Below are 18566 nucleotides of genomic sequence, written 5' to 3' on the forward strand. Positions count from 1 at the left end.
GGGAGTACGTACTCCCCGAGCCCCTTCGCGTCGCCCCGGCCCCCGGGCCGCACCCTCCGGCGGGCGTCAGCCGAGCCGCTTGACCGCCGCGTCCACGCGCTCGTCGGTCGCCGTGAGCGCCACCCGTACGAAACTCCCGCCCGCGGGCCCGTAGAAGTCCCCCGGCGCCACCAGGATCCCCAGCTCCGCGAGGTGCGCCACCGTCCGCCAGCACGGCTCGTCGCGCGTCGCCCAGAGGTACAGGCTCGCCTCGCTGTGCTCGATCCGGAAACCGTGGCTCTCCAGGGCCGCGCGCAGGGCGGTACGGCGGGCGGCGTACCGCGCGCGCTGCTCCGCCACATGGCTGTCGTCGCCCAGCGCCGCGACGGTCGCCGCCTGCACCGGCGCGGGCGTCATCATGCCGCCGTGCTTGCGGATCTGGAGCAGCTCACCCAGGACGGCCGCGTCGCCCGCGAGGAAGGCCGCCCGGTAGCCGGCCAGGTTGGAGCGCTTGGAGAGCGAGTGGACGGCCACCACGCCCTCGTACGAGCCACCGCAGACGTCCGGGTGGAGCACGGAGACGGGCTCGGCCTCCCAGCCGAGTTCCAGATAGCACTCGTCGCTGAAGAGCAGCACGCCGTGCGCACGGGCCCAGGCGACGATCCGGGTCAGCTCCGCCTTGTCCAGGACCCGCCCGGTCGGGTTCGACGGCGAGTTCAGCCAGAGCAGCTTCAGGCCCGCCGGGTCGAGTTCGGTGGGGTCTTCGTAGGAGACGGGCTCCGCCCCGCACAGCCGGGCCCCCACCTCGTACGTCGGGTAGGCGAGCCGGGGGTACGCGACCCGGTCGCCGGCGCCGAGCCCGAGCTGGGTCGGCAGCCAGGCGACCAGCTCCTTGGAGCCGACCACCGGAAGGACGTTGGTGTGCGCGACGCCGCGCGCCCCGAGCCGGCGCTCCACCCAGCCCGTCAGCGCGTCACGCAGCTCGGGCGTGCCCCAGACGGTCGGATAGCCGGGCGAGTTCGCCGCGCCGACCAGGGCTCGCCGGATCAGTTCGGGGACCGGGTCCACCGGGGTCCCCACGGACAGATCCACGATGCCGTCCGGGTGGGCCGAAGCCGTCGCCTTGTAGGGCTCCAGCTTGTCCCAGGGGAAGACCGGAAGTCGCGAAGAGACTGCGGACACGGTGCTCACTCTCTCGGTGGTGCTCGATTGTCGGTACGACGACGGAATCCGCCGGTACGGCGAGGGAAACGCCTCGGTCCCGTACGGCGATTCGCCGTACGGGACCGGGGGCACGCTCAGTCGTTCTGAGGTCAGTCGTTCTGAGGCTGCGGCGGCAGTGCGGCGATGAAGGGGTGATCACGCTCGATCAGACCGAGCTTGGACGCACCACCGGGGGAACCGAGTTCGTCGAAGAACTCCACGTTCGCCTTGTAGTAGTCCTTCCACTCCTCCGGAGTGTCGTCCTCGTAGAAGATCGCCTCGACCGGGCAGACCGGCTCACAGGCACCACAGTCGACGCATTCGTCCGGGTGAATGTACAAGGACCGGGAGCCCTCGTAGATGCAGTCGACCGGGCACTCCTCGATGCACGCCTTGTCCTTGAGATCCACACAAGGCTGCGCGATGACGTAGGTCACGCTGTCGTTCCTCCTCGATAGGGCGCGGCGGGCCATCTGCGGCTCCGTCCACGGGCGCGCGGGAGCGCGGCGTCGTCGATGCCCGCACCTAGTATCTCCGTTCCTGGGCACGATCCGCACAGGAGGGGCGCACAGAGCTGTGGAATTCACAACCGGAGGACGGCTGACGGTCCGGATCACCCCCGCCGACGTGGGAAAACGTGTGTCCGTCCGCCGTCTGACCGGCTCCTTCGACGGCACGGAGAAGTTCACCGACACGGTCGGTGTGCTCACCTCCTGGGACGACAATGTGGTCCTCATCACACGCCGTACGGGTGAAACGGTCCGGATCGCGGAATCCTCGCTCGTCGCGGGCAAGGTCGTCCCGGCCGCGCCCGCGCGGCGGCGGGGTCCCGCCGCCTCCTTCAGGGAGCTCGCCCGGGTGGCCGCGCGTGCGTGGCAGCCGGTGGAGCGCGAGGCGCTCGGCGACTGGGAGCTGCGGGCGTCCGGCGGGTTCACCCGGCGCGCCAACTCGGTGCTGCCGCTGGGCGAGCCGGGAATGCCCCTGGACGACGCTCTGGCGCGCGTACGGCGCTGGTACGACCTGCGGAGCCTGCCGGTGTACATCCAGACCGCCACGGGCGCCGAGGGGACGCAGGAGCTGCTCTGCGCCGAGCTGGAGGCGCGCGGCTGGCGGCGGGAGGTCACGGCCGAACTGCGCGTCGGCGCGCTCGCTCCGCTGGTCGACGGCGGGCCGGACCCGGACGTGGCACCGGTGCGGCTCGACCGCTCCTTCGACGAGGGGTGGCTCCGCCGCTACCAGCGCTTCGACGAGCCGGGCCCGCATGTACTGCGGGTGCTCGGCGGCGGGCCGTCCGTCTGGTTCGCCTCGGTCGAGGGCGACGACGGGGTGCCGGCCGCGATCGGCCGGTGTGTCGTGGACGGGCGCTGGGCGGGCTTCATGGCCGTCGAGGTCGATCCCGCGCGGCGGCGCCAAGGGCTGGCGAGCGCCGTGATGCGCGCGCTCGCCGGCCGTGCGCTGGAGGAGGGCGCGTCCGCGGCGTGGCTCCAGGTCGAGTCGGACAACGAGGCCGCGGGCGCTCTGTACGAGGGCATGGGCTTCGCCACGCATCACCGCTACCACCACTTCCGACCCGCGTGAGGAGCGACGGACCGGCCATGGAACCACCTCAACCGCCATCGTCCGACCGGCGGAGCCGGTTCGCCGCCGAGGCCCGCGCCGAACGGCCCGACATCGCCCTGCTCTGCCTCCTCATCGGTACGGAGGCGGACTCCGCGTTCGACGAGGACGGGATCGACGCGGCGCAGATCGAGCTCGACCGGCTGGCCGGGATGCTGCCCTTCGGTCTCGACGGCCCGCGCGCGTGGGGCGCGGCGCTGGAGGACCTGCTGGGCACGCGCCTCGGCTTCCGGGGCACACCGGCCGAGTACGGGCGCCTGGAGGCCTCCCTGCTGCATGAGGTCCTGCGCCGCAGGCGCGGGCTGCCGATCCTGCTCTCGGTGCTGTGGACCGAGGTCGCGCGCCGCGCGGGAGCGCCGGTGTACGGGGTGGCCCTGCCCGGTCACTTCGTCGTCGGCATCGGCCCGCCCGAAGAGCCCGACGACGGGGTGCTGGTCGACCCGTTCACGGGTGGCCGGATCCTGACCCGGCAGGACACCGAGACGCTGGTGAGAGGGGCCACGGGAGCCCCGCTGGTGCCGTCGATACTGAACCCGGCCGAACCGCTCCACATCGTGATCCGCATCCTGAACAACCTCCGCGCGTGGGCGTCGACACGCCCCGAGCGCGGTGATGTCGCGCTGTGGGCCCTCGAACTGAGCCTCCTGCTGCCGTCCCACCCGGCCCGGCTCCGTTACGAGCGCGCCCAACTGCTGGTGCGGCGCGGGGACTTCCTGACGGGAGCGGCGGAGATGGACGAGTACGCGGAGGTGGTCGCCGCGGTGGAACCGGCGACGGCGGACGCGATCCGCCACAAGGCACGGGCCGCCCGCGCGATGCTGAACTGAGCACGGCCCCGGGGCCTGTCCGGAAAACGCCGGACGGGCCGCGCGTGCGCGGCCCGTCCGGTGGCTGGGTGGAGCGTCAGCCCTGCGGGTCGAGCTCGATCTCGGCCGTGCGTTCCTCCGGGGTCTTGCCCAGCAGCGGCTTCTGCATGGCCTGCGCCACGTCCGCCGCCGACACCGGGTGTTCCTTGCCGTCGGCCTTGGTGATCGTGAGACCGTCGAAGACGCCGTCCAGCAGTTGCTCGATCGCCGCCCTGTCGTAGACCTCGACCAGCTTTCCGTCGATCGGCTTCATGGAGAGGATCTGGGGCAGTGACCGGTCGGGGCCGAACTGGATCTGCTTGCCGCCGGCCCTGATCGTGATCAGGCCCGACATCGCCGGCTCGGCGAACTCCTTCATCGCCCGATCGAGTTCGGCCTGGTCGATGGTCGGTTCGCGGGTGGCGATGGGCAGTTCGACGCTGTTGGGCTTACCTGTCTCGACCTGGGCGCGGTAGGCGTCCCGTACCGAGATCATCGAGCGCTCGACATCAAGTGCCTTGCCCGCCTTGCCCGGTACGGGGACGGCCTTGCCCGGCTCGAACTTGATGGTGCCGTCGGCCGCCGAGCCCGAGTCGCCCGCGAGGTCGGTGAGTGCGACGCGCAGCTTCTCCTCGTCGACCGGGATCACCGGCTCGGTGACGCGTTCGCCGCCGAAGAGCGAGCCGATCACGGAGACCGGGTTGTAGTCGCTGCCCGCGGCATCGCGGACCGTCGCCTGGCTGTCGAAGGTGAGCCCCGCCTTGTCCGGCCCGAGCTCCTCCTTCTTGCCGCCGACGGTCAGCTGGAGCGGCGCGGTCGACCGCTCGCCGAGTGTCGCGTCCAGCTTGTCCACCGCGTCGTCGCGGGTGCCGCCGCCGATGTCCACCCCGAAGACGGTGGTGCCCTTGGGGACGTCGGAGTGGTTCAGTAGCAGTCCGGCGCCGTAGGCGATCGCGACCAGCGTGACGATGCCCGCGCCCGCGGCCATCAGCTTCGAGCGGCCTTTCTTCTTCTTGGGAGGCGGGCTCGTCGTCCGCGCGGGTGCGCCGGAGCCTGGTCCAGCGGGCGTGGTGGACGCCGGTCCCGGCGGGCCGGGGAAGTCCGGCGCCGAGAAGTCGGGGTTGCCGCCTCCCTGGGAGGAGGGCCTCGTGGACAGGGGGCCGCCCGACGGGCCGGGAGGCGGGGGCAGTTGGCCGTCCTGGAACCGGGCGCCGGACAGATCCGCGCGCGGCATCGCGCCCGTCTGGGAACCGGCGGGCGGGAACGGCGAACGGTTGTCGGACGGCACCACCGGGATACCGCTGGAGAGCGTGTCGCCCGATACATGCGCGCCGGCACCGCCCGGAGGCTCCGGGGCGGGCTGCTGCGGGGTCAGGATCGCGGTGTCGTCGGACATGCGCGGCGCTCCGCCGCGGTCGTCCCTGTCGTCACGGCGGGCCGGTCCCGCGGGGCTTCCCGGGCCCGTGGGGCCGCCCGAGGCGCCCAGGTCGGCGCCCGGCGGCAGGTCCAGGAAGGCCAGCGACGACGTACCGCTCGCCGGGCCCGAGGTCGGCCCGTCGGGGGCGCCGGTGCCGAACGCCGGGGTGGCGCCGCCCCTGCCTGGCGGCATGAAGGCGTTGCCCCCGGAGGCCGGCGGGCGCGGAACGCCCGCGCCGCCCCGGGTGTCAGGACCGCTGTCGGAGCCGTACGGAAGGTCGGTACGCCCGCTCGCACCGGGCCCCATGCCGGGGCCGGGCGCCGGCGGCGGGACCGTCGGGCCCGGTGCCGTCACGGCGGCTCCGGCGCCCATCCCGCCGGGGAGCGTGCCCCCGGCCGAGGGCTTGCGCGGCGCGAACCAGTCACTCGTCGCGGGCTTCTCCGCCGGCGCGTCCTCGTCGGCCGCACCGGTCTCGGGGGCCGCGCCGGAGCGCTTCACGCCGCCCGTGTCATCGGCGCCCCTGCCAGGCCGCGCGTCCGGACCCGCGGGTCCGCCCGGTCCGGACGGGCCGCTGTCCGTGTCGCTCATGGGCGTACGCATGACGACGGGCGGAATCGGCCGCGAACCCGGGATGTTGATCCGGATGCGCGTGGTCAGCGTGGTCTCGGTCTTCGGCTCGTCCGGCTGGGCCGGGGCCGTGTCTGTCTCCTCCGGAGCGTCCTGCTCAGGGTGCAGCGACGGATACTGGCGGGATCCATACGGCGGCGTCCCCGAGGGGTACGCGGCTCCGCCGCGCCCCTGGGGCCCGGAGGACGAACTGTCAGTTTCACGACTCAAAGCAAGTTCTCCCGGGTTGGCTCCGCCGCCCGTTCTTACTGGTACTCAACTGTGTGGGTCCCCCCAAGCCGGAGGCCAGGGGACGGCCCGGAGCGCGCACCACCATACTGTCCTGCGCCGGAACGCACCCGACGACCGGGGGAAGCGTTTATTCCACCGACCGTACGGACAGGGTCAATTCGGGCCGACGGGTCACTGGACGGGCGTATCACTTTCCAAGTCGGCCGGACTCCGGACCCGGTTGCGGTGACCGCGACATGGTGGCACACATCACAGCCACGAGTGCACCGCCCAGCAGATAGACGACTGGGCCGAGCCCCGCGTCGAAGACGCCGTCGCCCTCCGGCCGCCCGAGACTGAGCACGATGACGGCGATCAGCCAGCCCGCCGCGGGAGCCCCGACGCCGAAGGCGGTCCCGGTCGCGGTGCGGCCTCCGTAGAAGAGGGCCGCGGAGGCCACCAGCGCGAGGACGAGGCCGCCGGGGAAGAAGCCGCTCTGGACGAGCGAGCCCGCCGTGCCGACCACCACCCCGAGGATCACAAGACCGGCGTACGCGGCGATGCGCCAGGGTCTCGGCGGGGACGCGGGCCACAGGCCGGGCACGCCCTGGCCCGCGGCGCCCGTGGCACCCGCGCCGGCCGCGCCGCTCGTCGCACCGTCCGCACGAGTAGCCCCGGCGCCACGGGCCGCACCGCCACCACCGGCAGCACCGCCCGTACGCGCACCGCCACCCGCACCGCTCTTCGCCTTCGGGCGGCCCGCACCCTTGCGCCCGCTCACACGCCCACCCCCGCGAAGAGATCCGTCTCACGTACACCGGCGTCGGCGCCCGAGGCGCCCCGCACCAACTGGTAGTGCTCCACGGCGAGAAGGGGCTGCCCGAGGCCGTTGGAGAGCGCGAAGAACGCCCCGTCCACCACGATCTGCGTCTCGTGGGCGCGCATCGCCGCCGCCTTCCGCGCCGCGTACGCCGTCCCGTCGATCTCCGCCGTGATCCCGGCGTCGTCCACCACTCCGGGGACGTCCTCGATCTCCGCCACCCCCTCGAAGGCCGCCCCGGAGGCACGCAGCCGGGCGAAACCCTCCTCGGCGGCCGAGCGCGCCACCCTGTTCCAGTAGATCTTCGCGATCGTGTGCGGGGCGCCGAGTCCGGGCCGGAATCCGGCGTCGGCGGCCAGCTCGGCGGCGCGCGTGGCGACGCGGTGGGCCTGGATGTGGTCGGGGTGGCCGTAGCCGCCCTGGGGGTCGTACGTCACCAGCACCTGCGGCTGTACGGACCGGATCACCCGCACCAGATCCGCGGCGGCGCCGTCCACGTCCGCGCCCCAGAAGGCGTCCTCGCGGTCGTTCTGCGGAAGGCCCATCATGCCGGAGTCCTTGTAGCGCCCCCGGCCGCCCAGCAGCCGGTGGTCGGCGACGCCGAGCTCCTTCATGGCCGCGGCGAGCTCACCTTCGCGGTGGGCCCCGAGCGGGCTGAAGGCTCCCTCCGGCCCGCCGCCTGGCGCGAGATGGGCGAGGGAGGGCGGAATGACCTCGCCCTCCTCACCCAGGGTGCAGGTCACCAAGGTGACCTGGGCGCCCTCGGCCGCGTATCTGGCCATCGTGGCGCCGTTGTTGATCGACTCGTCGTCGGGGTGCGCGTGGACCAGGAGCAGACGACGGTCGGGAAGATCGGTCATGCCCACAGCGTACGAGGCGCGCCCTCACCGACAAGTCCGGGCGGGGCGGCCCCACGGCCGCCCCCGGGCCCGGGAAGATCCACCGGACACGGGCTAGAACTGGAGGTCGCCGATCATCCCCGCCACGTTGGTGGTCAGTTCGGTGATCGAGGGGGCCACCGAGGAGCTGGCCAGATAGAACCCGAGTAAGACGCAGACCAACGCGTGTCCACCTTTGAGTCCGGATTTCCGGATCAAGAGGAAGACGATGATCGCCAGCAGCACCACCGCCGAAATCGAGAGTGCCACGGCGGTTCACCTCCACAGATGGTCGGCGGGGTATTCGAACGGGATGAGCAACACGCATGTGCCGACGGGTACTTACCCACCTGACGCTATGGATCATAACTATCCGCGCGAACGCATCGATCGGTGCACGGCAGCACACGGGGGCGCACGAAGGGCCGGGGCGGACGCTAGGTTCGGTCGTATGACCTCGAGGCAACAACTCTCCTTTCCTCGCCAGTACGCGAGGACCCAGCGGTTCACGCTGGGTGCTCCGCGGGCCTTCACGGTGTCCCCCGACGGTTCGCGGGTGGCCTTCCTGCGTTCCGCCTCAGGAACGGACCGGACGAACCGTCTTTGGGTGCTCGATCTCGACGACAGATCGGGTACGGCGCGCGAGCGGATCGCCGCTGATCCTCAGGCCCTGCTGGCGGGCACACCGGAGGAGCTCTCGGCCGAGGAGCGCGCCCGCCGGGAGCGGAGCCGCGAGGGGTCTGCGGGCATCGTCGGCTACGCGGTGGACAACGCCGCGGAGTTGGCGGCCTTCGCCCTGTCGGGGCGGCTGTTCACGGCCGAACTGCGTGCCGGGACGGCGCGCGAACTGCCCGTACCGGGGCCGGTGATCGACCCGAGGCCGTCGCCCGACGGGCGGCACATCGCTTATGTGGCCGGGGGCGCACTGCGGGTGACGGGCGCCGAGGGGGACGGCGACCGTGAGCTGGCGGCACCGGAGGACGGGCAGACCACCTACGGTCTGGCCGAATTCATCGCAGCCGAGGAGATGAGCCGTTCACGCGGTTTCTGGTGGTCGCCGGACTCGGACCGGCTGCTGGTGGCGCGGGTCGACGGGGCGGGCGTACAGCGCTGGTGGATCGCCGACCCCGCGCACCCGGACCGCGAGCCGTCGACCATCGCCTATCCCGCCGCCGGCACACCCAACGCCGACGTGCGGCTTTATCTGATCGGCCTCGACGGTTCGCGTACGGAGGTGGTCTGGGACCGGGCCACGTCGCCGTATCTCGCGGCCGTCCACTGGTCGTCGGCGGGCGAGCCACTGCTGCTCGTCCAGGCGCGGGACCAGCGCGAACAGCGCTGTCTGTCGGTCGACACGGCGAGCGGCGAGACGCGGCTCGTACGCGAGGAGACGGACCCGGTTTGGCTTGAACTTTTCTCCGGCGTACCGGCGTTGACGCCCGGCGGCGAGCTGGTGCGGATCGTGGACACCCCGGCGGGCGAGAAGGGCGCGGACGGCGCCACGGCCGAGGACAGCGCGCGGGTGCTGGTCGTCGGTGACCGGGCGCTGACCGGGCCGGAGTTGCAGCTGCGCGCGGTGCTCGACATCGGCGAGCGGGACGTGCTGGTGTCGGCGGCGGCGGGAGAGGCCGCCGGGGCTCCTGAGATCGGTGAGATCCATGTCTACCGGGTCCCGTACGGCGCGCCCGGAGCCGAGCCCGGAGCCACGGCCGCGGACACGGCCGAGGCCGGGGAGGTACGCGCCTGGGGCCCCGAGCGCGTCTCGGAGGGCGTGGGGGTGCACAGCGCCGTGCGCGCGGGCAACGTCATGGTCCTGGCGTCGGCCCGGCCCGACATCAGCGGATCGGTGGTGCAGGTGATGCGGGAGGGGAAACAACTCGCGGTCATCGCCTCGTACGCGCAGCAGCCGAATCTCACCCCGCGTGTACAGCTCACCGAGGGGGGCGCACACCGAATTCCGTGCGCCGTCCTCCTGCCCACGGACTACCAGGAGGCGGACGGTCCGCTTCCGGTACTGCTGGATCCCTATGGCGGACCGCACGGCCAGCGCGTGCTCGCCGCGCACAATCCGTACCTCACGTCCCAGTGGTTCGCCGACCAGGGCTTCGCCGTCGTCGTCGCGGACGGCCGGGGCAGTCCGGGCCGCTCCCCCGGCTGGGAGAAGGCGGTGAAGGACAATCTGCCGCTCACCCTGGACGACCAGATCGAGGCGCTCCAGGCACTCGCCGGGCGGTTCCCGCTGGATCGGTCGCGGGTGGCCATCCGCGGCTGGTCGTACGGGGGTTACCTCGCCGGACTCGCCGCGCTGCGCCGTCCCGACATCTTCCACGCGGCCATCGCGGGCGCCCCGGTGACCGACTGGCGGCTGTACGACACGCACTACACGGAGCGCTATCTGGGGCACCCGTCGGAGGCGCCCGAGGTGTACGCGGTCAACTCCCTTGTCACGGACGACGGGTTGGCGGAGCCCGCGGACCAGGCGCGGCCGATAATGATCATCCACGGTCTGGCGGACGACAACGTCGTGATGACGCACACGCTGCGGCTGTCGTCGGCGCTGCTGTCGGCGGGCCGGCCGCACCAGGTGCTGCCGCTCACCGGGGTGACGCACATGACGCCCCAGGAACAGATCGCGGAGAATCTGCTGCTGCTCCAGGTGGACTTCCTGAAGCGTTCGCTCGGGATGCCGTAAGGCGGCGGCAGAGCCGCGCCGTACGGCCGGATCGCCGGGGGCGACCGGCCGGGACCTCAGGATCCCGGCCGGTCCAACGGCACCCGCACGGCCGTACGTCGACCAATGTGACCCGTGCGTATATCGGCGAAGCGTCAGCCAAGTTTCCTGCGTGTCAACGGAACTGACGTCTCAATCACATCTCCTTGTCCGGATCCGGACCCTGCTCCCTGCCCTCGGTACCCTCCGCCGGCCCCGACGGGCTCGGCACGATCTGCCGTTCCTCGGCGAAGTGACACCGCGAGTCGTGCTCCGCGGGCCCCTCCGTCCCCCGGAACCACGGAGGCACGGTGAGCAGCGGCACCTCCAGCGCACAGCGCTCCTGCGCCTTCCAGCACCGCGTACGGAACCGGCAGCCCGACGGCGGATGCGCCGGCGAGGGCACCTCACCGGTCAGGATGATCCGCTCCCGGCCCTCGCGCGCCTCCGGGTCGGGCACCGGGACCGCCGAGAGCAGCGCCTGCGTGTACGGATGGGTGGGGTGGTCGTAGATCTGGACGTCCGTGCCGATTTCGATGATCCGCCCGAGATACATCACCCCGACCCGGTCGGAGATGTGCCGGACGATCGACAGGTCGTGCGCGATGAAGACGTAACTGAGGTCGAACTCGTTCTGGAGCCGTTCCATCAGATTGACGACCTGCGCCTGTACGGACACGTCGAGGGCCGAGACCGGCTCGTCGGCGACGATGATCTCCGGGCGCAGGGCCAGTCCGCGCGCGATGCCGATGCGCTGGCGCTGGCCGCCGGAGAACTGGTGCGGATACCTGTTGATGTACTCCGGGTTGAGCCCGACCACGTCGAGCAGGTCCCGCACCATGCGCCGCCGGTCGCCCTTCGGCGCGACCTCGGGGTGGATGTCGAAGGGCTCGCCGATGATGTCGCCGACGGTCATCCGGGGGTTGAGCGAGGTGTACGGGTCCTGGAAGACCATCTGGATGTTGCGCCGTACGGCCTTCAGCGCGCGGCCCGACATACGGGTGATGTCCTCGCCCTTGTAACGGATCTCGCCGGCCGTCGGCCGCTCCAGGTTGACCAGCATGCGCGCGACGGTCGACTTCCCGCAGCCGGACTCGCCCACGATGCCCAGCGTCTCGCCGGCCGCCAGGGAGAAGGAGACGCCGTCGACCGCCTTGACCGCCCCGATCTGCCTCTTGAACAGGATGCCCTGGGTCAGCGGGAAGTACTTGACCAGGTCCCGCACTTCCAGGATGGGCTCAGACGTCATCGAGAGTGTCCCTCCAGAAGAAGCAGGCGCTGCGCCGGTTCTCGTCGACCTCGAAGAGGGGCGGCACGTCCGTGCGGCAGATGTCCTGTGCTCTGGGGCAGCGCGGGTTGAAGGCGCACCCGGGCGGGATGCGCGTCAGGTTGGGCGGCAGGCCCTTGATCGCGTACAGGTCCCGGCCCTTCTGGTCGAGCCGGGGGATGGAGTCGAGCAGACCGCGGCTGTAGGGGTGGGCGGGGGCCTTGTAGATGTCGTGGACGGGGGCGGTCTCGACGATCCGGCCCGCGTACATGACGGCGATCTTGTCCGCGACGTCGGCGACGACCCCGAGGTCGTGGGTGATCAGGATCAGCCCCATGTTCAGCTCGCGCTGGAGGTCCGCGAGCAGCTCCATGACCTGGGCCTGGACGGTCACGTCGAGCGCGGTCGTCGGTTCGTCGGCGATGATCAGGGAGGGTTCGAGCGCCATCGCCATGGCGATCATGATGCGCTGGCGCATGCCCCCGGAGAACTGGTGCGGGTAGTCGTTCACCCGCTCCTTGGCGGCCGGGATCCGTACCCGCTCCATCAGTTCGACGGCCCGCGCCCGCGCGTCCTTGCGGGACATCCCCCGGTGCACGATGAACATCTCGCCGAGCTGCGCGCCCACGGTCAGCACCGGGTTGAGCGAGGAGAGGGCGTCCTGGAAGATCATCGCCATGTCGGCGCCGCGGATCTTCCGCCGTTCGTCCTCCTTGGTCTTGAGCAGGTCCCGGCCCTTGAAGATCACTTCGCCGCCCGCGATCCGGCCTGGCGGGACGTCGAGAATGCCCATGACCGCCTGGGCGGTGACGGACTTGCCGGAGCCTGACTCGCCGAGCACGGCGAGGGTCTCGCCCGCGTCGACCGAGTAGCTGACCCCGTTGACCGCCCTCGCGACACCGTCGCGGGTGTGGAACTCCACCTGCAGATCGCGCACTTCGAGCAACATGGCCGGGCTCCTCAGCGCAGCTTGGGGTCGAGGGCGTCGCGCACCGCGTCGCCGAGCATGATGAAGGCGAGCACGGTGACGGCCAGGGCGCCGGCGGGCCAGAGCAGCATGTGCGGGGCGTTGCGGATGAACTTCGACGCGTCGGAGATGTCGATGCCCCAGGACACCGAGGGCGGTTTGAGGCCCACGCCGAGGTAGGACAGGGTCGCCTCCAGCGCGATGTACGTGCCGAGCGCGATGGTCGCCACCACGATCACCGGGGCGACGGCGTTGGGCAGGACATGGCGCAGCATCATCCGTGAGTTGGAGGCTCCGAGGGCGCGCGCTGCCTGGACGAAGTCGTTCTGTTTGATGGTGATGACGGAGCCGCGGGCGATCCGGGAGATCTGCGGCCAGCCGAGCAGCACCATGAATCCGACCACCGGCCAGACGCTGGAGCTGGTGACCACGGAGAGCAGGACGAGGCCGCCGAGCACCACCGGGATGCCGAAGAAGATGTCGGTGACCCGGGAGAGGATCGAGTCCCAGAAGCCGCCGAAGAAGCCGGCCAGGCCGCCGAGCGCGGTGCCGACGATCGCGACGCCGAGGGTGGCGCAGACGCCGACGGTAACGGAGGCGCGGGCGCCGTAGACGGTACGGGTGTAGACGTCGCAGCCCTGGGAGGTGAAGCCGAAGGGGTGGCCGGGCTGCGAGCCTTCCTGGGCCTTGGCGAGGTCGCAGGAGAGCGGGTTGCCCGAGGCGATCGCCTGGGGCCAGATCGCGATGAACACCAGGAAGAGGATGACGAGGCCGGAGACGATGAAGACGGGGTTGCGGCGCAGGTCGCGCCAGGCGTCCGACCAGAGGCTGCGGGCTCGCTCCTCGGGCCCCCCGTCACCGGGCCCGGTCGGTTCGACCGACTCGCCGTCGCTGGTGGCGAGGTCCATCGTGCCGCCGAAACCGGTCGGGGCGATGGCTCCTTCGTCCTTGGGGGGCTCTGGCTCAGGCATAGCGGATCCTCGGGTCGAGTACGGCGTAGAGAAGGTCCACCAGCAGGTTCGCGAGCAGGAAGATGATGACGAGGATCGTCACGAAGCCGACGACGGTCTGGGTGTTCTGGCGCAGGATGCCCTGGTAGAGCTGGAAGCCGACGCCGTGGATGTTGAAGATCCGCTCGGTGACGATCGCGCCGCCCATCAGCGCTCCGATGTCGGTGCCGATGAAGGTGACGACCGGGATCAGTGAGTTGCGCAGGAGATGCCGGGTGATCACGCGATGTCTCGGCAGCCCCTTGGCGACGGCGGTACGGACGTAGTCGGAGCGGGTGTTCTCGGCGATGGAGGTCCGGGTCAGCCGGGTGACGTACGCCAGTGACACGGAGGCCAGTACGAGGCCGGGCACGATCAGTTCGTCGAGCGGTGCGGCCGAGGAGACCGACGGCGAGATGACGTCCCACTTCACGCCGAAGAGCAGTTGCACGATCAGACCGGTCACGAAGGTCGGTACGGAGATGACGACCAGGGTCAGCAGCAGGACACTGCTGTCGACGGGCCGGCCACGCCGCAGTCCGGTGAGCACGCCGAGCGTGATGCCGATGATGATCTCGAAGACGATCGCGACGATCGTCAGCCGGATGGTGACCGGGAAGGCGGTGCCCATCAGCTCGGTGACCTCCTGGCCGTTGAAGGCCGTACCGAAGTCGCCGGTGAAGACATTGCCCATGTAGATCGCGTACTGCTGCCACACCGGCTTGTCGAGGCCGAACTCGTGGCGCAGCTGGGCGGCGGTCGCCGGGTCGCACTGACGCTCGCCGCAGAGACCCGCGATGGGGTCGCCCATCACGTTGACCATGAGGAAGATCAGCAGCGTGGCGCCGATGAAGACGGGGATCATCTGAAGCAGACGCCGGATCACATAACGTCCCATGAAGGGCTCCGGGGGTCGTGGTCCTAGGTCGTGGGCCGCGGGAGAAGGGCCCAGGCCCGGCGCGCCGAGAGAGTGCGCCGGGCCCTGCGACCTCCAGGCGTCAGTTGACCTTGATCTCGTTGTAGACGGGGACGCTGAAGGGGTTCAGCTTGACGTTGCTCAGCCGCTCCGAGTAGCCGGCGCTGCCGTTCTGGTACCAGAGCGGGATGGCGGCCATGTTGTCCCGTACGACGCCCTCGGCCTGCTGGAACTTCTTGATCGCGGTCGGTTGGTCGCTCTCGGCGTTCGCCTCGTTGACGAGCTTGTCGAACTCGGCGTTCGTGAACTTGCCGTCGTTCGACGAGGCGTTGGTGAAGTAGAGCGGCTGGAGGAAGTTCTGGATCAGCGGGTAGTCCATCTGCCAGCCCGCCCGGAACGGACCGGGCATCTTCTGCTGGGTGATCTGGCTGCGGAAGTCGGCGAAGGTGCCGATGGGCCTGCCCACGCACGCGCGGTCGTTGCCGAGGGTGTTGTTGATGCTGTTGCAGACGGCGTCGATCCAGTCCTTGTGGGAGCCGGTGTCCGCGTTGTACGAGAGCTGGATCCGGCCGCCGGGGAGGCCGCCACCGTCGTTGATCATCTTCTTGGCGGCGATGGGGTCGAAGTCGCAGGCCTTGCCGCAGAGGCCGGCCTGGAAGCCCCCCGACTTGCCGAGGACCGGGGATGTCCAGTCGGTGGCCGGGGTGCGGGTCTTCTGGAAGATCGTCTCGGTGATCTGCTTGCGGTTGATCGCCATCGACAGACCGGTGCGGACCTTCTGGGCGTCCGGGGTGTTCCACGCCTTGTCGTAGAAGGGGAAGGCGAGGGTCTGGATGATGCCGGCGGGGGTGTTGATGTAGCGGGACCCCAGGTCGGCGGGCGCGTTCTTGAGCTGGGAGGCCGGGACGTCGTCGACGAGGTCCAGGTTGCCCGCCGTCAGGTCGGTGTAGGCGGTGTTGTTGTCGGTGTAGACCTTCAGGTCCACACCGCCGTTCTGCGCCTTGTCCGGCCCCGGGTAGTTGTCCCACTTGCGCAGGGACATCTGTGAGCCCTTGGTGTACGAGTCGATGGTGTACGGCCCGTTGCCGACGGGCTTGGCGAGCCAGCCCGCGTGGTCCTTGAAGAACGCGGTGGGCAGTGGCGCGAACGCGGCGTACCCGAGGGTGTCGGGCCAGGTGGAGAACTTCTGGGAGAGCTTGACGGTGAAGGTCTGGGGGCCGGTGACCTTGAGACCGGAGAGCGTGGTGGCGGTGGGGCTGCCCGAGTCCGGGTGAACGGCCGTGTAGCCGTCGATCTGGCCGAAGAAGTAGGCGTTGCGCTGGTTGTTCCGCAGGTTCGCGCCGTAGTTCCAGGCGTCCACGAAGGACTTCGCCGTGACTTTCTCACCGTTGCTGAAGGTCCAGCCGTTCTTGACGGTGATGGTGAAGTTCGTCGAGTCCTTCGTGTCGATCTTCTGGGCGAGCATGTTCTCGGCCTTGGCGGTCTTCGGGTTGTACCGCTTCAGTCCCCGGAACACCATGTCGAGGACCTTGCCGCCCTGGACCTCGTTCGTGTTGGAGGGCTCCAGCGGGTTCTGCGGGTCGCCCCAGGACGAGCTGAGTACCCCGCCGCTCCCACCACCACTCCCGCTGCTTCCGCCACTCCCGCCGCCACAGGCCGTCGCGGTGAGGGCGACGGCGAGCGCACCTGCGGCCCACTTGGCGTGCGTGGCTCCGCGCATGGGGTTCCTCCTGAGTCCTGACTGTCACTTAGGCCCAAATATCACTCTCTTTCAGCAATCGCGCATGTGGTGGGCACCCGTGCGGGGAGGGATGGCCGGGCGGAATCCGCGCCGTACCCGCGGACATGACGGAGGCCCGGACCGCGTACGGCCCGAGCCTCTCGTCGTTCACACGACCACACCTCACGCGGCGTGGACGACGTCCTTCTCCTCGGCGAAGTGGCACGCCGACTCGTGCGCCGCCGGCGTCGTCGAGGCGACGAAGCGCTCGGGGATCGCCAGCAGCGGGACCTCCTTGGCGCACCTGTCCTGCGCCTTCCAGCAGCGGGTACGGAACCGGCAGCCGGACGGCGGGTTCGCCGGGGACGGCACGTCGCCGGAGAGGATGATCCGCTCGCGGCCGGTACGGGCCTCCGGGTCGGGGACCGGGACCGCCGACAGCAGCGCCTGGGTGTAGGGGTGCGTCGGGTGGTCGTAGATCTGGGTGTCCGTACCGATCTCGGCGATCTTGCCGAGGTACATGACACCCACCCGGTCGGAGATGTGCCGGACGATCGACAGGTCGTGCGCGATGAAGATGTAGGACAGGTTGAACTCGTCCTGGAGCTTCTCCATCAGGTTGATGACCTGCGCCTGCACGGACACGTCCAGCGCCGATACCGGCTCGTCGCAGATGATGACCTCAGGGTTGAGGGCGAGCCCGCGGGCGATGCCGATGCGCTGGCGCTGGCCGCCGGAGAACTGGTGCGGATACCTGTTGATGTACTCCGGGTTCAGTCCCACGACGTCGAGCAGGTCCTGGACCTTGCCCCGCCGGTCACCCTTCGGCGCCACCTCGGGGTGGATGTCGAAGGGCTCACCGATGATGTCGCCGACGGTCATACGCGGGTTCAGCGAGGTGTACGGGTCCTGGAAGACCATCTGGATGTTCCGGCGGACCGCCTTGAGCGCCCGCCCGGACAGCCGGGTGATGTCCTGGCCCTTGTAGAAGACCTCGCCCGCGGTCGCCGTCTCCAGCGTCATCAGCAGCCGGGCCACCGTGGACTTGCCACAGCCCGACTCGCCGACGATGCCCAGCGTCTCGCCCTGGTAGAGGTCGAAGGAGACCCCGTCCACGGCCTTGACCGCGCCGACCTGGCGCTTGAAGAGGATGCCCTGGGTCAGCGGGAAGTGCTTGACCAGGTTGCGGACCTGGAGGATCGGCTCCCCGCGCTCCGCGGGCGCCTCGATGGCGGCGACCGCCGCCGACTCGGTGGCGACGTCGATCTCCGCCACCTCGGTGACGTTGGGGGTGACGTCCTCGGCCGGTGCGGCCGGGTTCCCGTCCGTCTTCCTGGGCTCAGCCATGGATCGTCTCCTTCCAGAAGTGGCACGCGCTGCCGCGGCCGGGCAGCTCGGTACCGTCCTGCTCGGTCACCGGCTGGAGGACCGGGACATCCGTACGGCAGATGTCCTGCGCCTTCGGGCAGCGCGGGTTGAACGCGCAGCCGGCCGGGATCTTGAGCAGGTTGGGCGGCAGGCCCTTGATCGCGTAGAGCTCCTGCCCCTTCTGGTCGAGCCGGGGGATGGAGTCGAGCAGACCGCGGGTGTACGGGTGCGCCGGCCGCTTGTAGAGCTCGTGCACCGGCGCGGTCTCCACGATCCGGCCCGCGTACATGACAGCGATCTTGTCCGCGACGTCGGCGACGACGCCGAGGTCGTGGGTGATCAGGATCAGCCCCATGTTGAACTCGCGCTGGAGGTCCGCGAGCAGGTCCATCACTTGGGCCTGCACGGTCACGTCGAGCGCGGTCGTCGGCTCGTCCGCGATGATCAGGTCGGGCTCCAGGGCGAGCGCCATCGCGATCATGATGCGCTGGCGCATACCGCCGGAGAACTGGTGCGGGTAGTCGTTGACCCGCGCCTTCGCCGCCGGGATGTTGACCCGCTCCATCAGCTCGACGGCCTTGATCTTGGCCGCCTTGCGGGAGAGGCCCTCATGGACCCGGTACATCTCGCCGAGCTGGTAGCCCACCGACAGCACGGGGTTGAGCGAGGAGAGCGCGTCCTGGAAGATCATCGCGATCTTCCGGCCGCGGATCTTCCGCCGCTCCTCGTAGCTCATGGTGAGCATGTCCTGCCCGCGGTACAGGATCTGGCCCTGCGGGATGGACCCCGGCGGCATGTCGAGAATGCCCATGACCGCCTGCGCGGTCACGGACTTGCCGGAGCCGGACTCACCGAGCACGGCCAGGGTCTCGCCCGAGGCCACGCTGTAGTTGACCCCGTTGACGGCCTTGGCGACACCGTCGCGGGTGTGGAACTCCACGTGGAGGTCGCGTACTTCGAGCAGCGGGGTGGTGTCCGACTCGCCCGGTCGGGGCGTCGGGACACTTGAGGTTTCTTCGATGATGGTCACGTA

Annotated in this window: 16 protein-coding genes; 3 read left to right on the forward strand and 13 right to left on the reverse strand. The window is 70.4% G+C overall.

Translation table 11 applies throughout. From position 1 onward, the window contains the following. Positions 1–66: 66 nt before the first annotated feature. Both ACFWV8_RS30185 and fdxA read right to left on the reverse strand, forming a co-directional pair. Complete coding sequence (locus tag ACFWV8_RS30185; RefSeq protein ID WP_384210990.1) at positions 67–1161, reverse strand: bifunctional succinyldiaminopimelate transaminase/glutamate-prephenate aminotransferase; 1095 nt, start codon at positions 1159–1161, stop codon at positions 67–69. A 131-nt stretch (positions 1162–1292) separates the two neighbouring features. After that, positions 1293–1619, reverse strand: a complete 327-nt coding sequence (fdxA, locus tag ACFWV8_RS30190; RefSeq protein WP_189111520.1) for a ferredoxin — start codon at positions 1617–1619, stop codon at positions 1293–1295. Positions 1620–1758: 139 nt separating this feature from the next. Between fdxA and ACFWV8_RS30195 the strand changes: the two genes are divergently transcribed. Together ACFWV8_RS30195 and ACFWV8_RS30200 are read left to right on the forward strand one after the other, a co-directional pair. Continuing rightward, complete coding sequence (locus ACFWV8_RS30195) at positions 1759–2760, forward strand: GNAT family N-acetyltransferase (RefSeq protein ID WP_384210994.1); 1002 nt, start codon at positions 1759–1761, stop codon at positions 2758–2760. 17 nt (positions 2761–2777) lie between these two features. Continuing rightward, positions 2778–3626, forward strand: coding sequence for a tetratricopeptide repeat protein (locus ACFWV8_RS30200; protein WP_384210996.1), 849 nt, complete (start codon positions 2778–2780; stop codon positions 3624–3626). Positions 3627–3702: 76 nt separating this feature from the next. Here the strand turns inward: ACFWV8_RS30200 and ACFWV8_RS30205 are convergent, their stop codons facing one another. From ACFWV8_RS30205 to ACFWV8_RS30220, 4 genes are all read right to left on the reverse strand, one after another. Beyond that, the gene (locus tag ACFWV8_RS30205; protein WP_384210999.1) at positions 3703–5898 is read right to left on the reverse strand and encodes a hypothetical protein; all 2196 of its coding nucleotides are present in this window, start codon (positions 5896–5898) and stop codon (positions 3703–3705) included. A 208-nt stretch (positions 5899–6106) separates the two neighbouring features. Beyond that, positions 6107–6679: a DUF6113 family protein gene (locus tag ACFWV8_RS30210; protein ID WP_384211002.1), complete on the reverse strand. Its 573-nt coding sequence runs from the start codon at positions 6677–6679 to the stop codon at positions 6107–6109. Further along, positions 6676–7578: an N-acetyl-1-D-myo-inositol-2-amino-2-deoxy-alpha-D-glucopyranoside deacetylase gene (mshB, locus tag ACFWV8_RS30215; RefSeq protein WP_384211005.1), complete on the reverse strand. Its 903-nt coding sequence runs from the start codon at positions 7576–7578 to the stop codon at positions 6676–6678. The genes ACFWV8_RS30210 and mshB overlap by 4 nt, the downstream gene beginning before the upstream one ends. A 93-nt stretch (positions 7579–7671) precedes the next feature. Next, positions 7672–7866 carry a hypothetical protein gene (locus ACFWV8_RS30220; protein ID WP_329382075.1) on the reverse strand — a complete coding sequence of 65 codons (195 nt, stop codon included), beginning with the start codon at positions 7864–7866 and terminating at the stop codon, positions 7672–7674. 181 nt (positions 7867–8047) lie between these two features. Here ACFWV8_RS30220 and ACFWV8_RS30225 point away from each other — a divergent pair, with 181 nt between their 5' ends. Continuing rightward, positions 8048–10288: a prolyl oligopeptidase family serine peptidase gene (locus ACFWV8_RS30225; RefSeq protein WP_384211008.1), complete on the forward strand. Its 2241-nt coding sequence runs from the start codon at positions 8048–8050 to the stop codon at positions 10286–10288. 175 nt (positions 10289–10463) lie between these two features. Here the strand turns inward: ACFWV8_RS30225 and ACFWV8_RS30230 are convergent, their stop codons facing one another. The 7 genes from ACFWV8_RS30230 to ACFWV8_RS30260 form a co-directional block, all read right to left on the reverse strand. Continuing rightward, positions 10464–11555, reverse strand: coding sequence for an ABC transporter ATP-binding protein (locus tag ACFWV8_RS30230; protein ID WP_384211011.1), 1092 nt, complete (start codon positions 11553–11555; stop codon positions 10464–10466). Further along, a complete protein-coding gene (locus tag ACFWV8_RS30235) occupies positions 11545–12522 on the reverse strand; it encodes an ABC transporter ATP-binding protein (RefSeq protein ID WP_384211015.1) in 978 nt (325 codons plus the stop codon). The genes ACFWV8_RS30230 and ACFWV8_RS30235 overlap by 11 nt, the downstream gene beginning before the upstream one ends. 11 nt (positions 12523–12533) lie before the next feature. Then, complete coding sequence (locus tag ACFWV8_RS30240) at positions 12534–13511, reverse strand: ABC transporter permease (protein ID WP_384211017.1); 978 nt, start codon at positions 13509–13511, stop codon at positions 12534–12536. Next, positions 13504–14427 carry an ABC transporter permease gene (locus ACFWV8_RS30245; RefSeq protein WP_384211020.1) on the reverse strand — a complete coding sequence of 308 codons (924 nt, stop codon included), beginning with the start codon at positions 14425–14427 and terminating at the stop codon, positions 13504–13506. The genes ACFWV8_RS30240 and ACFWV8_RS30245 overlap by 8 nt, the downstream gene beginning before the upstream one ends. A 100-nt stretch (positions 14428–14527) precedes the next feature. Continuing rightward, entirely contained in the window at positions 14528–16165 is a 1638-nt protein-coding gene (locus tag ACFWV8_RS30250; RefSeq protein WP_384211023.1) for an ABC transporter substrate-binding protein, read from the reverse strand. Between the two features lie 183 nt (positions 16166–16348). Continuing rightward, the gene (locus ACFWV8_RS30255; RefSeq protein ID WP_384211026.1) at positions 16349–17512 is read right to left on the reverse strand and encodes an ABC transporter ATP-binding protein; all 1164 of its coding nucleotides are present in this window, start codon (positions 17510–17512) and stop codon (positions 16349–16351) included. Next, positions 17505–18563: an ABC transporter ATP-binding protein gene (locus tag ACFWV8_RS30260; RefSeq protein WP_384211029.1), complete on the reverse strand. Its 1059-nt coding sequence runs from the start codon at positions 18561–18563 to the stop codon at positions 17505–17507. The genes ACFWV8_RS30255 and ACFWV8_RS30260 overlap by 8 nt, the downstream gene beginning before the upstream one ends. Between the last annotated feature and the right edge of the window lie 3 nt (positions 18564–18566).

The sequence above is a fragment of the Streptomyces sp. NPDC058665 genome (assembly GCF_042714995.1).
In the GTDB taxonomy this organism is placed as follows: Bacteria; Actinomycetota; Actinomycetes; order Streptomycetales; family Streptomycetaceae; genus Streptomyces.

What these genes read in the sequence shown, in the direction of transcription:
- ACFWV8_RS30200 (WP_384210996.1), top strand. Translation starts at nt 2,778, where the DNA reads ATGGAACCACCTCAACCGCCATCGTCCGACCGGCGGAGCCGGTTCGCC.
- mshB (WP_384211005.1), bottom strand. Translation starts at nt 7,578, where the DNA reads ATGACCGATCTTCCCGACCGTCGTCTGCTCCTGGTCCACGCGCACCCC.
- ACFWV8_RS30225 (WP_384211008.1), top strand. Translation starts at nt 8,048, where the DNA reads ATGACCTCGAGGCAACAACTCTCCTTTCCTCGCCAGTACGCGAGGACC.
- ACFWV8_RS30230 (WP_384211011.1), bottom strand. Translation starts at nt 11,555, where the DNA reads ATGACGTCTGAGCCCATCCTGGAAGTGCGGGACCTGGTCAAGTACTTC.
- ACFWV8_RS30235 (WP_384211015.1), bottom strand. Translation starts at nt 12,522, where the DNA reads ATGTTGCTCGAAGTGCGCGATCTGCAGGTGGAGTTCCACACCCGCGAC.
- ACFWV8_RS30240 (WP_384211017.1), bottom strand. Translation starts at nt 13,511, where the DNA reads ATGCCTGAGCCAGAGCCCCCCAAGGACGAAGGAGCCATCGCCCCGACC.
- ACFWV8_RS30245 (WP_384211020.1), bottom strand. Translation starts at nt 14,427, where the DNA reads ATGGGACGTTATGTGATCCGGCGTCTGCTTCAGATGATCCCCGTCTTC.
- ACFWV8_RS30250 (WP_384211023.1), bottom strand. Translation starts at nt 16,165, where the DNA reads ATGCGCGGAGCCACGCACGCCAAGTGGGCCGCAGGTGCGCTCGCCGTC.
- ACFWV8_RS30255 (WP_384211026.1), bottom strand. Translation starts at nt 17,512, where the DNA reads ATGGCTGAGCCCAGGAAGACGGACGGGAACCCGGCCGCACCGGCCGAG.